13 protein-coding genes are annotated in these 13747 nt (G+C 61.3%); 6 read left to right on the top strand and 7 right to left on the bottom strand.

Translation table 11 applies throughout. The features are described from left to right. Positions 1 to 8 precede the first annotated feature (8 nt). The 6 genes from UIA24_RS14000 to UIA24_RS13975 all read left to right on the top strand — a co-directional run bounded on the left by UIA24_RS14000 (position 9) and on the right by UIA24_RS13975 (position 6013). Positions 9 to 701, top strand: coding sequence for a hypothetical protein (locus tag UIA24_RS14000; protein ID WP_065760040.1), 693 nt, complete (start codon positions 9 to 11; stop codon positions 699 to 701). A gap of 12 nt (positions 702 to 713) precedes the next feature. After that, entirely contained in the window at positions 714 to 2282 is a 1569-nt protein-coding gene (locus UIA24_RS13995; protein ID WP_065760039.1) for an FAD-binding oxidoreductase, read from the top strand. A gap of 60 nt (positions 2283 to 2342) precedes the next feature. Beyond that, on the top strand, positions 2343 to 2714 hold the full coding sequence (locus tag UIA24_RS13990) for a c-type cytochrome (protein WP_065760038.1): 372 nt from the start codon (positions 2343 to 2345) through the stop codon (positions 2712 to 2714). Positions 2715 to 2974: 260 nt separating this feature from the next. Then, positions 2975 to 3379, top strand: a complete 405-nt coding sequence (locus UIA24_RS13985) for a hypothetical protein (RefSeq protein WP_102053451.1) — start codon at positions 2975 to 2977, stop codon at positions 3377 to 3379. A 259-nt stretch (positions 3380 to 3638) separates the two neighbouring features. Beyond that, positions 3639 to 4673, top strand: a complete 1035-nt coding sequence (locus UIA24_RS13980; RefSeq protein ID WP_330523100.1) for a phosphotransferase — start codon at positions 3639 to 3641, stop codon at positions 4671 to 4673. Then, the gene (locus UIA24_RS13975) at positions 4667 to 6013 is read left to right on the top strand and encodes an erythromycin esterase family protein (RefSeq protein WP_330523099.1); all 1347 of its coding nucleotides are present in this window, start codon (positions 4667 to 4669) and stop codon (positions 6011 to 6013) included. Before UIA24_RS13980 ends, UIA24_RS13975 begins: the two co-directional genes overlap by 7 nt. Positions 6014 to 6064: 51 nt before the next feature. On the opposite strand, the gene UIA24_RS13970 is transcribed toward UIA24_RS13975, so the two are convergent. From UIA24_RS13970 to groL, 7 genes are all read right to left on the bottom strand, one after another. After that, positions 6065 to 6742: a phosphoribosyltransferase gene (locus UIA24_RS13970; protein WP_330523098.1), complete on the bottom strand. Its 678-nt coding sequence runs from the start codon at positions 6740 to 6742 to the stop codon at positions 6065 to 6067. An 11-nt stretch (positions 6743 to 6753) separates the two neighbouring features. Further along, positions 6754 to 7029: an acyl carrier protein gene (locus tag UIA24_RS13965; protein ID WP_102053455.1), complete on the bottom strand. Its 276-nt coding sequence runs from the start codon at positions 7027 to 7029 to the stop codon at positions 6754 to 6756. Between the two features lie 11 nt (positions 7030 to 7040). Further along, positions 7041 to 8180 (bottom strand): dihydrolipoamide acetyltransferase family protein, encoded by a 1140-nt coding sequence (locus UIA24_RS13960; RefSeq protein ID WP_330523097.1) that lies wholly within the window; start codon positions 8178 to 8180, stop codon positions 7041 to 7043. A gap of 52 nt (positions 8181 to 8232) precedes the next feature. Further along, on the bottom strand, positions 8233 to 9213 hold the full coding sequence (locus UIA24_RS13955) for an alpha-ketoacid dehydrogenase subunit beta (RefSeq protein WP_330523096.1): 981 nt from the start codon (positions 9211 to 9213) through the stop codon (positions 8233 to 8235). Then, positions 9210 to 10199, bottom strand: coding sequence for a pyruvate dehydrogenase (acetyl-transferring) E1 component subunit alpha (gene pdhA / locus UIA24_RS13950; protein WP_330523095.1), 990 nt, complete (start codon positions 10197 to 10199; stop codon positions 9210 to 9212). Before pdhA ends, UIA24_RS13955 begins: the two co-directional genes overlap by 4 nt. Further along, complete coding sequence (gene acsA / locus UIA24_RS13945) at positions 10196 to 11959, bottom strand: acetate--CoA ligase (protein WP_330523094.1); 1764 nt, start codon at positions 11957 to 11959, stop codon at positions 10196 to 10198. The genes pdhA and acsA overlap by 4 nt, the downstream gene beginning before the upstream one ends. A gap of 69 nt (positions 11960 to 12028) precedes the next feature. Then, positions 12029 to 13645, bottom strand: coding sequence for a chaperonin GroEL (groL, locus tag UIA24_RS13940; RefSeq protein ID WP_330523093.1), 1617 nt, complete (start codon positions 13643 to 13645; stop codon positions 12029 to 12031). Positions 13646 to 13747 lie beyond the last annotated feature (102 nt).

Below are 13747 nucleotides of genomic sequence, written 5' to 3'. Positions count from 1 at the left end.
AGCGCGTCATGAACGTCGAACGTCGTTTCCTGCTCAAGGGTATGGCCCTGGGCGGCCTGGCCGGTGTTGCCATGGGCAGTTCCAGCCTGGCCATGGCCAACACCATGCTCGGCGGCCAGGCCCGGCCGGCGCTGCCAACCCTGGCCTTGGTCAGTGGCAATGTCGCTGAGTCGGCCTTCCTCCAGGGGATCAACGCCAGCCCAGCCGCCAGGCAGGTCAGTGTGCAGCGCACCGACCTCAGCCTGGACTTCATCCTTGGCTTGGAAAAGCGCCTGCGCAGTGGCCAGCCGCAACGCATCATTGGCCTGGTCGACGATGCCAGCGCCGCGCTGATCGTAGACCTGGCGCGCAGCACAGGTGCCCGGGTGCAATGGCTGGGCCAGCACAACGCAACGGCCACCGCCTCGCAGCACCGCCTGCTCAGCGCCCAAGCGGCCAGCGGCTGCGCCCCGCAGCTGGGCCTGCAGTTGAACGCCTGTGGCACCGGGTTCAGCCTCAGCGAGCAGCGCCTGCATGGCAACAAAGCCCCCCTGCAGATGGGCGCCGCCAGCCGTAACCGCGCCGGTTCCGAGCAATGGGCCGCCACGCTCGGCTACGCCCTGGCAGTAATGGGCAGCGCCGACAGCGGACAGGCACCCCTGGTGGCCAGCCGCCCATCGCCGTTGACCGGCAATTTCGTTTCGTTCTCGATCGAAGCTTGAAGGAGCTAACAGATGACTGAGCAAACCAACAACACCCTGCTCCCGCGCGGCGTCGATGCTGCCAACTTCCAACAAGCCATCGCCAAGTTCCGTAAGCTGCTGGGCGAGGACAATGTTCTGGTCAAGGACGATCAACTGATCCCCTACACCAAGATCATGATGGCCGTGGACAACGCCGAACACACGCCATCCGCCGCCGTCACCGCCACCACCGTCGAGCAGGTGCAAGGCGTGGTGAAGATCTGCAACGAACACAAGATTCCGGTATGGACCATCTCCACCGGCCGTAACTTCGGCTACGGTTCTGCGGCGCCAGGCCAACGCGGCCAGGTGATCCTCGACCTGAAGAAGATGAACAAGATCCTGCATGTCGACCCAGAGCTGTGTACGGCACTGGTCGAACCGGGTGTGACCTACCAGCAGTTGTACGACTACCTGCAGGAAAACAACCTGCCGCTTATGCTGTCGTTCTCCGCGCCGTCGGCCATCGCCGGCCCGCTGGGCAATACCATGGACCGTGGCGTGGGTTACACCCCCTACGGTGAGCACTTCCTGATGCAATGCGGCATGGAAGTGGTACTGGCCAACGGTGACGTCTACCGTACCGGCATGGGCGGCGTTAAGGGCGACAAGGCCTGGCAGGTGTTCAAATGGGGCTACGGCCCAACCCTGGACGGCATGTTCACCCAGGCCAACTATGGTATCTGCACCAAGATGGGTTTCTGGCTGATGCCAAAACCACCGGTGTTCAAGCCGTTCGAGATCAAGTTCGAGAACGAGTCGGACATCGCTGAGATCGTCGAATTCATCCGCCCCCTGCGTATTGCCCAGGTCATCCCGAACTCGGTGGTCATCGCCGGCGTACTCTGGGAAGCCTCCACCTGCAACACCCGCCGTGCCGACTACACCACTGAGCCGGGCGCGACCTCCGACGCGATCCTCAAGCAGATCCAGAAAGACAAGAACCTCGGTGCCTGGAACGTGTACGCCGCGCTCTACGGCACTCAGGAACAGGTCGATGTGAACTGGAAGATCGTCACCGGCGCCCTGAAACAGCTGGGCAAAGGCCGCATCGTCACCCAGGAAGAAGCCGGTGACACCCAGCCGTTCAAGTACCGCGCGCAATTGATGTCGGGTGTGCCAAACCTGCAGGAATTCGGCCTGTACAACTGGCGTGGCGGCGGTGGTTCGATGTGGTTCGCCCCGGTGAGCCAGGCCCGTGGCAGCGAGTGCAACAAGCAGCAGGCGCTGGCCAAGAAGATCCTCAACAAGCATGGCCTGGACTATGTCGGCGAGTTCATCGTCGGCTGGCGCGACATGCACCACGTCATCGACGTGTTGTACGACCGCACCAACCCGGAAGAGACCAAGCGCGCCAACGCCTGCTTCGCCGAACTGCTGGATGTGTTCGAGAGCGAAGGCTACGCCGTGTACCGCGTCAACACCGCCTTCCAGGAGCGTGTGGCGCAGAGCTACGGCCCGGTGAAGCGCAAGGTTGAGCATGCACTCAAGCGTGCCCTGGACCCGAACAACATTCTGGCGCCAGGCAAGTCGGGCATCGACCTCGCCAACCCGTTCTGATTGCTCTTGATGCCCCGCCGGCACCTCTCGGCGGGGCGGTTTTTACCGCTAGGAAATACCATGAACTACGCGCAACTGTTCGCTGCCAGTGCCTTGCTGCTGGCTGCCCCTCTGGCCCTGGCTCAGGGCGACGCCGCCCAGGGCAAAACCCTGTTCACCGCCCAGTGCGGCTTCTGTCACAGCCCCGAAGCGGGCAAGAATCTCATGGGCCCAAGCCTGCATGGCGTGTTCGGCCGTGCCAGCGCCCAAGCACCCGCCTTCAGCTACTCTGCCGCACTGCAAGGCGCCAAGCTGCAGTGGAATGAAGCCAACCTGGACAAATGGCTGAGCAGCCCTGCCACCCTGCTGCCGGGCAACATGATGATGTTCCCCGGCCAGGCAGACGCGCAGAGCCGCCAACACCTGATCGCTTACCTGAAAACCTTGAAGTAAGCGCCTTCAGGGCCACCAGGGTGACCATCAGCGCAGCGTTTCCGTAGGTTCTGCCTTCGGTACGCCCATCGCGCATCTGGTCACCCTGTTGCCGCCCACACCTTAAGTCGTACCCCCTGCCTCTTTGGTACTGGAAAGCCCCCGTGTGCTTGACAGCCCGACAGGCCGATCGCAATTCTTGCCGCGCAGAACAGGCCCTCCATAACAACAACAGCGATTGAGTGGCGCTTCACTGCGCCATCGGAACAAGGAGTTCGTCGATGCTTGGCTACTATGCGCAATACAGCAAGGAATACATCGCCACCCTGATGATCGTGACCACGCTTTTCTTCGCGCTGCCGATCTTCATTGCGCCTATTGCCTGGGCCAAAGCCATGCGCTGGACGATCCCGGACCATCAGCACCTGGCCATTTACTTCGGACGCTGCCTTGGCGCATTCATTCTGGTCATTGAAGCCGCCATGCTGCGTTCGGTCATGACCGGCACTAGTTACAGCTACGCCTTCGACCTACTGTTCATGGTCTTCGGCCTGATGTTCGCCGTGCATGTCTATGGCGCACTGAAGCGTATCCAACCGATCACCGAAACCCTGGAAATCGGCTTCTGGGTAATGCTCTTCGTCCTTAATATCCTGTTCTACCCCGCCACCACCCTCACCCCCTGAAGGCCCTGCGCGAGTGCGGCAGCTGCAGCGCACGCTCTGACAGTACGACCTTTTGCCCATGGTGGTGTCAGCAGCGCAAGCGCACACTGCCTTCAGCTGATGGATCAGCGACCCGTCGCAGAAAGCCCGCCTTGCGCGGGCTTTTTGTCGTCTGGTGTCCTGTAGACGGCACCGAGTCCACCTTTCTGACAAATGTCAAAAGGCCCGGACCTGTCTTGGATAGAGTAGTTGCAACGGCTACCTACCCATCGAGACGACCATGAGCAACTCGCAGGACGAGGTCATCGCCTTTCTCTCATGCCCCGGCAACTACCCAGGGCCTGAGCAGCCGGTCATCTGCATAGAGAGCCACGGTTCCAGAGTGTTTCTCCACGCGGATCGAGCCTACAAGCTCAAGCTCGCAGTGGCTTATGCTGCGCTGGATTTCCTGACCCTGGAACGCCGCGAGCAGGCCTGCCGGGCTGAGTTGCGACTCAACAGCCGGACAGCCCCAGACCTGTATTTGCGCCTATGCCCGATCACACGCCAATCAGATGGCCAGCTGGCATTCGACGGTGACGGCCAAGTCGTGGATTGGTTGGTGGTCATGCGGCGCTTTCCTCAGGAAGCGCTGTTCGACCGCATGGCCGTTGAGGGTCGACTGAGCGAGCCGCTGATCACTGAACTGGGAGCGGAGATTGCAAGGTTTCATGCCAGCGCCGAGGTTACCCCAGCCTTCGGTCGCGTGGATGACCTGGCCTGGGAGGTTGAAAAGAACCATCGGGAAATGTGCCGCTATCCGCAGCTCTTGGCGATGGACGCGGTCAACGACCTCTACAGTGCCAGCCGTTCGACACTCGACGGCTTGACCCAATGCCTGGAACAGCGCCGACGCGAGGGACGGGTGCGGCGTTGTCATGGCGACCTGCGCCTGGCCAACATCTGTTTATACAACGGGCACCCGACGTTATTCGACGGTATTGAGTTCAGCGAGCGAATCGCCTGTATCGACAGGCTCTACGACGTGGCATTCGTGTTAATGGACCTGGACCATCATGGCCTGCACCCTCTGGCGGTGTGCCTGTTGAACAGCTATCTGCAACACGGTGACATGAAGGAAGACTGCCGCCCCTTGGCATTCTTTCTTTCATTAAGGGCCGCGACTCGCAGTTTTTCCCTCGCCAACGGCTCAGTGCGCCAGCAGGACTGTGCCTTGCAGCAACTGAAAGCCGATAAAGCCCGGCAATTGCTGCGTCAGGCACAGGGCTACCTGAATGACGAAAGCCCACGTCCGGGAGTACCTACAGCATGTTGAAGAAACCCTATGCCTACCGCGCCAACAGCGCCCAGGCCGCTATTACGCCGTTGCTACGCCATTACGCTGAACCGTTGCCAGCGCTGGAGACAGAAGCCTTCGGCGCGCTGTTTGACCGCTACGCCGATGCGCGGGTGGTCATGATCGGCGAAGCCAGTCATGGCACCTCGGACTTCTATCGGGCCCGTGCGGCGATTACTCAACGGCTGATAACCCAGCACGGCTTCAACATCATTGCCGTCGAAGCAGACTGGCCAGATGCCAGCCACGTTGACCGCTATGTGCGCGGGCTGGCACCAACGGCCTGGAAGCGCCATATCTTCAGCCGCTTTCCTACCTGGATGTGGCGTAATACCGAGGTGAAAACCTTTTCCCACTGGCTACACCAGTACAACCACTCGATGGCCCCGGAGCGGCGTGTCGAGTTCCGTGGGCTGGATGTCTACAGCTTGCGCAACTCCATTCGGGAGGTGCTGCACTATCTGGAGGGTGTCGACCCGCTGCTGGCCCATGAAGCGCGGCAACGCTACGGCTGTCTGACCCCTTGGCAGGATGATCCGACCCTGTATGGTCACTTTGTCGAACGTGCAGGTGTAATGCCCTGTGAGCAAGCGGTGGTCGAGCAACTGAACGTCATGTTGGCCAAGCAGTTGGCCGGGCTGGTAAAGGACGATGAAGCCTTTTTCGATGCCCGGCAGAATGCACAAGTCATCCGGGCGGCGGAACAGTACTACCGCGCCATCTATCGTGGTTCGAGCGCCTCCTGGAACCTGCGCGACCGGCATATGTTCGACACCTTGCAGGCGCTGCTCGAACATCGGGGTGCTGAAGCCAAAGCCGTGGTCTGGGCGCACAACTCCCATATCGGCAATGCAAGTGCCACGGAGATGGGCTGGAAGGGACAATTCAACATTGGCCAACTGTGCCGCAGCGCCTATGGTCGGGACGTGGTGCTGATCGGCATGAGCACCGATCAGGGTCAGGTAGCGGCGGCCGATGATTGGGATGGCGACATGCACATCAAGGATGTGCGCCCCTCACGTGCCGATAGCTGGGAACAGCAATTTCTCAAGGCCGGCGTGGCCCGCTCATTGACCGACTGGCGTGATCCGCAACGAGAGGATCTGCGCGACGCGCTGTCCATGTCGCTGCTCGAACGGGCCATAGGTGTCATCTACCGCCCGCAGAGTGAACGCGAAAGCCACTATTTTCAGGCAGTACTGGCCGACCAGTTCGACGCAATGGTGTGGTTTGAAAAGACGCTTCCGGTCACAGCGTTGCCACTGCCGAAGTCCCAGAAGCTGGAACCGGAAGACGAGACCTATCCGTTTGGCGTGTAGGGGTCACGCAGCCGCTTCAACAGCGGCTTGTTCCCCATAAAACGGTGCCATTCACACGCCAGATTCACGCTGCCAGGCACGCTGCAGCAGGTCGATGACCTCGTCGTCCGATGTCTGGGAAAAGTCCAGGTACCATTGCCCGATCGACACCAGCCACTCAGGCGTGAGTGGACACACCAGCTCGGTCACTTCACTGCGCAAGGCCTCGGCAGAGTCCAGTGCCGCCACAGGCACTGCAACGACAATGTGCGCCGGGTTGTGTCGCCGTACGGCATGTACCGCAGCCATCATTGTGGCCCCGGTGGCCAGCCCGTCATCGACCAGAATCACCACCTGATCCTTGAGGTTCAAGGGCTGTCGCCCTGCCCGGTAGGCGTGCTCGCGGCGTGATAACTCACGGGTTTCCCGTTCGACCACAGCGTCGAGGGTAACCTGATCGATGTGATTGGCTCGCAACACGTCCTCATTGACGATTTGTATACCGCCACTGGCAATGGCGCCCATGGCGTATTCCTCATGAGAGGGCACGCCCAGCTTGCGGACCAGCATCACGTCCAGGCGAACCTCAAGAGCGGTGGCGATTTCGTAGGCAACCGGAACACCACCGCGTGGCAGGCCGAGAACAATGACATCATCCCGTTGTGCGAATTGCAGCAGCGGCTCCACCAGGCTTTGGCCGGCAGCCGTTCTGTCACGCAAGGTCATTTGCAACGAAGGACTAGGGTTCATCTGACACCTTCCTAAGGGCTTATCAAGGACGGATCCGCGCTCGTCGTGCCCTTTTGCAACAAATAGTCGACGAGCGTATCCAGGGTTTGTACCTGCTGGTAATCGGCTTCGGGAATGGCGATGCCGACGCGCTTGTTCAAGGCTTCGATAAAGCGAAGCCAGTCCATGGAGTCCAGATCAACCTCTTCGCGCAGTGACCGATCGCTGCGAAGGTGCTCGACCTCCAGCTCTGGCGCGATGCCTTTCAAGGCGTTCAGAACCTCACTGCTGATCAATTGTCGATCCATGTGTGCATGCCTCAAAGGTTCTCGGGTTGTTGTAGCAAATGACCAAGCTCAACGAGAAACCGCGCGCCATAGTGGCCGTCGCTGGCCCGATGATCGGCAGACAGGCTGCTGACGACGGTGGGCATCACGCAGAGTTGCCCCTCACGCACCCAGGGCCGCTCACTGATCCGCCCGAAGCCGACCAGCGCCACCTGGGGCGGGTAGATCACGCCAATGACGGTGTCCACCCCCTGATCGCCAAGCAGCGTCACTGTCAGGCCCGCACCGCTGAGCTCGGAGCTGCGCAAGGAGCCACTGCGCGTACGCTCCACCAGGCTGGCCAGTTCACTCATCAACTGGGGCAATGACTTGTCAGCGACATCGTGCAAGACCGGCGCAAGCAGGCCGCCCTGGCGCAGCGAGATCGCCACCCCAAGGTCACTGCCGGTTGCAGGCTCGAAGGTATTCGTGTCGCGCCAGAAGCCGTTGAGCCGGGGGTACGTGCGCAGGGCCAGAGCCACGGCTTTTAGCAACAGTACGCTGGGCAACAAGCGCTCCTGCAACGGACAGTGCGCATTGTGTGCCTGCAGCCAGGTCATGGCGTGGCCCAGCTCAAGGGTCTCGCACAGGTAGTAGTGCGGAATCTCTCGCTTGGAACGGCTCATGGCCATGGCGATGGTTTGACGCATGGCCTGGTTCCGGTCCGGTGGCGTTGCAGCACGAGCGGCCGCTTCGACATCGTCCAGCGTGATCACACCGTGTGGTCCGCTACCGCCAAGCAGCGTGACATCCAGGCCCAACTCGGCAGCGCGCTTGCGGGCCACCGGGGAAATCCGTGGTCGGCCGACGACGGCGTTGGGCGTTTCAACCCGTCCATGGCCGCTGCCGGTGGCGGTGCTGCTGGTGGCGGTGAGTGGCGCGCTTTGTGCCTGCTCACCTGGCGCCAGCAACAGCGCGATCGGTGTGCCGACCGGTACCTTGGTGCCAACCTCAATCAACAATTGCGCGACCGTAGCGTCATGCCAACACTCAACCTCTACGGCGGCCTTGGCCGTGTCGACAACAGCAATCACCTGACCTCGCTTGACCACTTCACCCGGCTGGACCTTCCACTCCAACAAGGTGCCTTCATCCATGTCGGCACCGAGTGACGGCAGATTGAACTCGATCATGGTGTGCGCCCCCAGTTCTGCCTGCGCGCGCGACACGTTGCGCTATGCATGTTCACGTCCCTCGACACAGTTCATGGGCGGCGGCGACGATTGTCGCGACTTGTGGCAGCGAGGCTTCTTCGAGGTGCCGGGCATAGGGAATCGGTACCTCGGCACTGCACACCCTTGAGGGTGGCGCATCCAGCTCGAAAAAAGCCTGTTCGACGATCCGTGTAATGATTTCGGCAGCCAGGCTGCCACTGCGCCAGCCCTCATCGACAACCAATGCGCGATGGGTCTTGCCAACTGAGGACATGAGGGTGGCGTCATCCAGAGGACGCAGCACGCGCAGGTCGATGACCTCGCAATCAATGCCCTCGCCGGCCAGTTGCTCGGCTGCCTTCAGTGCTTTGCCGAGCGTGCCGCCATAGGCAATCAGGGTCAGGTCCTTGCCTGTTCGGCGAACCTTCGCGCTGCTGATATCCACGTGTTGCCAATCACCTGGCTCACCTTCGAGGTTGTAGAGTTGAGCATGCTCGAAGATCAGCACCGGATCCGGGTCCTGCAGCGCTGGCCAGAGCATGCCGCGAGCATCCTCGACGGTCGCCGGTGCAAGAATTTTCAACCCAGGGATATGGGCGTACCAGCCTTCCAGGCTGTGCGAATGCTGTGCGGCCAGTTGGCGCCCGGCACCCGTCGCCATACGCACCACCAGCGGCACGGAAAACTGCCCACCGGACATATGCCTCAAGGCCGCCGCTGTGTTCATCAGCGGGTCCAGGGCGAGCAAACTGAAGTTGACCGTCATGATCTCGACGATCGGGCGCATGCCGCCCAGCGCCGCGCCGATACCGGCGCCCACGAACCCCAGCTCGGACAAGGGCGTGTCGCGAATGCGTTCGGGGCCGAACGCCTCAAGCAACCCCTTGGAGACGGCATAGCTGCCACCGTAACGCCCTACGTCCTCACCCATCAGGAACACCCGGGAATCCTTTTGCAACGCGTCGCGCAAGGCCTCGCGCAGGGCTTCACGGTAGGTCATGGACGGGTTCATGGCGCAGCCTGCGGGGTATGCACATCGCGGTACAGATCCTCAAGCGGCTCCAGGCTGCCGGCCTCGGCATCGGCAATCGCTGCCTCCACTTGCGCCTCCACCTGGGCCGCGATCGCGAGAAAACCGGCTTCGTCAACCACGCCCTGCGCCTTGAGCCGTGCGCTGTAGGTGTGGATCGGCCCACGTGCCTTCCATTGCTCCACTTCCGCCTTGTCGCGGTACAACTCCGGGTCGAACATTGAATGCGCGCGAAACCGATAGGTCTGAAACGCCAGGAAGTAAGGACCACGCCCTGCCCGGACATGCTCAAGGGCTGCGCTCGTGGCTTGATGCACGGCAATCACGTCCATGCCATCCACCGACTGAGTCGCGACCTTATAGGCCGCAGCCTTGGCGCACAGGTCGGTTTGCGATTGTGAGCGCGACAACGCGGTCCCCATGGCATAGAGGTTGTTTTCGCAACAAAACAGCACGGGCAGTTGCCAGAGTGCCGCCAGGTTCATTGACTCATGAAATGCACCCTCTGCCATCGCCCCTTCACCGAAGAAACACACCGAGACATCGGTCTTTCCCTGCATGCGGTCGGCCAGGGCCAGGCCGACGGCCAGCGGCAAACCACCCGCGACAATCGCGTTGCCGCCGTAGAAACGGGTCTTGGCATCGAACAGGTGCATCGAGCCGCCGCGGCCGCGTGAGCATCCCTCCTGATGCCCATACATCTCGGCGAAAATCGCCTGCATCGGCACCCCTTTGAGCAACGCGTGACCATGCTCACGGTAGGTCGAGACCACCGCATCGTGGGCGCCGAGTGCATGCATGACGCCAACAGCCACCGCCTCTTCACCGATATAAAGGTGCAGGAAACCGCGAATTTTCCCTTCGCCATAGAGTTCGGCGGCGCGCTCCTCGAAACGGCGGATACGCAGCATGTCACGGAGCAAGGCAAGCAGCACATCGTCTGCATAGGGCAACGGCTGCGGGCTCATGACGGGTTCTCCAGGCTGGAGGTGTCACCTTCGGGCAAGCCCAGTTCCCTTGCCTTGAGCAGGCGCCGCATGAGCTTCCCGCTGCGGGTGTGTGGCAGTTGCGCGACGAACTCCAGCTCCTTGGGCGCGACCACCGCGCCCAGCCGCTTGCGCCCGTGACCGAGCAACTCGTCATGCAATTGCGGGCTGGCTGTGAAGCCGCTTTTGAGGGAGACAAAGGCCTTCACGGTTTCACCCAACAAAGGGTCGGGCTTGCCGATCACCGCCGCCTCCGCCACGGCCGGGTGCTCCATGAGCGAGCTCTCGACTTCGAACGGGCCGATCAGGTGTCCGGCTGACTTGATCACATCGTCGCTACGGCCAATGAACCAGTAATAGCCATCAGCATCCCGACGCACCAGGTCACCGCTCAGGTACCAGTCACCGACAAAACACTGACGGTAACGCGCTTCCTGTCCGAGATAGGCACGAAACATCGCCGGCCACGGCTGTTTCAGGGCCAACTCGCCGACCTCTTCATCTGCCAGGAAGCACAAGGTGCCATCTGCATTGAGCGAGACAATCGCGGCGTCCACGCCCGGCAGCGGCTTGCCCATGGAGCCGGGCTTGATGTCCATCGACACGGTGTTGGCAATCATGATGCCGCCCGTTTCGGTCTGCCACCAATTATCATGGATCGGCAGGCCCAACACTTCCTTGCCCCACCAGACCGCCTCTGGGTTAAGCGGCTCGCCAACGCTGGCAATGAACCGCAAACAGTCAAAATGATGGTTATGCGCCAGTGCTGCGCCGGCCTTCATCAGTAAACGGATCGCCGTCGGTGCCGTGTACCAGACCGTAATCCGCTGGGCTTCAAGCATGCAGTACCAGCGTTCGGCGTCGAACTCGTTGCTGTCGACCACGCTGGTCACCCCCAGCAACAGGGGCGCGAAGATGCCATAGGAGGTACCCGTGACCCAGCCAGGATCGGCGCTGCACCAATAGATATCATCAGGGTGCAGATCCAACGCGTACTTGCCCGTGACCCGGTGAGTCAACGCCGCACCATGAACATGCAGCACCCCCTTGGGCGTGCCCGTCGTGCCACTGGTGAAGTGCAAAAGCGCAGGGCTGTCAGGGGTAGTCTGGGCAACCGGGAACTGCTCATCGGACTCGTCCAGCAACGGCTGCAAGCGGAGTGTGCCGGCCAACGGCTCGATCTCGGCGCCCTGCTCGTCATAGAGCAGCACATGCCGGAGCGCGGGCAAGCGCTCACGAATGGCCGCGACCTTACGTCGATAGAGCGCTTCAGTGGTCAACAGCACGCGGCCCTCGCCAAGGCGCAGGCGCGTTTCGATCGGCTCGGGACCAAATGCGCAGAACAGTGGCGACACCACGCAACCAAGCTTCAAGCCGCCAAGCACGCCGAGGTACAACTCCAGCCCTCGGTTACACAGCATGAACACGCGCTCGCCCGGCTGCACACCCAAGCGGTTCAGCAGGCTGGCAAAACGATTGCTCAGCAGGCTCAGTTGGGCATAGCTGATGTCTCGGCAACCGCCGTTACGTTCAACCAGCCGCAATGCCGTATGCTCCCGGCGCTCGCCCAGCGCATGCCGGTCAACGGCCTCGAAGGCGAGGTTCAACCCTCCGCCCGGCAATCCGGCCAACTCGGCTGCTTGCGCCTGCCAGGAAAACCTTTCCCGGGCTTGCCTGCTATCGAGCCAATTCGGTGTCACCGGGCACTCGCCCATGGTTTTGGTGATAAGCGTCGGATGCATGATTGACCTCTTGAGTGCCCTGCCCGGTTAACCCAAAGCCCCCTCCTGAGCGACAGGTGCGGGGGCCTGTCACTCAGGGAGCTGCATGGACGGTGATGGTTCCTTTTCCGGGATATCGGTCATGGTGGCTTCGGTCAACAGCAGGATACTGGCCACTGACACCGCGTTTTCCAGGGCGATGCGCACCACCTTTGTCGGGTCGATGATGCCGGCCTCAAACATGTCCACGTAGCGGTTGCTGGAGGCATCAAAGCCAATGTTGGCGGGCTCTGCGAGCATGCGCGCGACGACGACCCCGGCATCTACCGCAGAGTTTTCCGCAATCACCCTTGCCGGTGCCTCCAAGGCCCGGCGCAGAATCTGCAGTCCCGTCTTGAAGTCCCCTTCACTGGTCGCTTCCTCGGCCGCAATCACCGGAATGGCCTTGAGCAGCGCCAGCCCACCGCCAGGGACGATGCCCTCGGCAATGGCCGCACGCGTCGCTGAAATGGCATCATCCAGGGCATCCTTGCGGACTTTCATCTCGGCTTCGGAAGGTGCGCCTACACGGATCACCGCAACACCGCCGGACAGCCTGGCCAGGCGTTCCTGAAGTTTCTCTCGATCGTAGTCGCTGGTGGTGCTGTCCATTTGCTGACGCAGGTGTTGCAGCCGCGCCTCAATCGCCTCACGCGTACCCGCGCCGCCAATCAGTGCCGTGCTGTCCTTCTGTACAACGACACGATGCGCTTGCCCCAACTGGCTCAATTCGACCTGTTCCAATTCAATGCCCAGCTCGCTGGAAATCACCGTTCCACCGGTCAGGACGGCAATGTCCTGGAGCATCTCCTTGCGTCGGTCACCAAACCCCGGGGCCTTGATCGCCACTGCGCGCAATACGCCGCGAATCTGGTTGACGACCAGCGTGGTCAGGGCTTCACCCTCGATGTCATCGGCAATCAGCACCAGCGGCTGGCCACTTTTAGCAACCTTCTCAAGCAGTGGCAGCAGGTCTTTGAGAAGGCCGATCTTGTGGTCACAGAGCAATAGGTAAGCCTCATCGAGCTCCACCTGCATTTTCTCGGTATCGGTCACAAAATACGGCGAGACATAACCACGGTCGAAGCGCATGCCCTCCATGACTTCGACCATGGTTTCGGTGGTCTTGGACTCTTCGACGCTGACGACGCCCTCAATACCGACCTTTTCCAGGGCATCTGCCACCCATTGACCGATGCTGGCATCGTTATGAGCCGAAAGTGTGGCCACCTGTGCCTTCTCTTTGAAGGAGCTCACCGGACGCGACTGGTCATGCAGCGACTGCATCACCAGCGCCAACCCACGGTCCAGGCCGCGCTTGAGGTCAATGGCACTGGCGCCCGCGACGACGTTGCGTATGCCATCGGCGAGGATCGCATGGGCCAGCAAGGTCGAGGTACTGGTGCCATCCCCCACTGCATCGCCCGTACGCTCGGCCGCCTGACGCAGCATCTGCGCACCGAGGTTCTCCTCGGGGTCCTGCAGATCGACCCGTTTGGCAATGGTCACACCGTCATTGCAGACGATGGGGTTGCCCCATTTGCTCTGGATCAGCACCGATTTCGATTTGGGCCCGAGGGTCACGCGAACCGCATCTGCCAATTGCGCCGCACCGCAGAGAATCTTCTCGCGCGCAGCGGAACGGAAGAGAATTTTTGTGTGAGCCATCAGCATGCACTCCGGGGTAGTTCAGCCACCGACCTGTTCTGACAGCCTCCATGAATGCCCCCGGGCAGCCTTGACTTTTATCAAAAAAGCCCACATTTCCAG

This window comes from Pseudomonas sp. AL 58 (assembly GCF_036348395.1).
In the GTDB taxonomy this organism is placed as follows: domain Bacteria; phylum Pseudomonadota; class Gammaproteobacteria; order Pseudomonadales; family Pseudomonadaceae; genus Aquipseudomonas; species Aquipseudomonas defluvii.
Note: the sequence above shows the minus strand (reverse complement) of the source record. Positions and strands in the feature narration are given on the sequence as shown.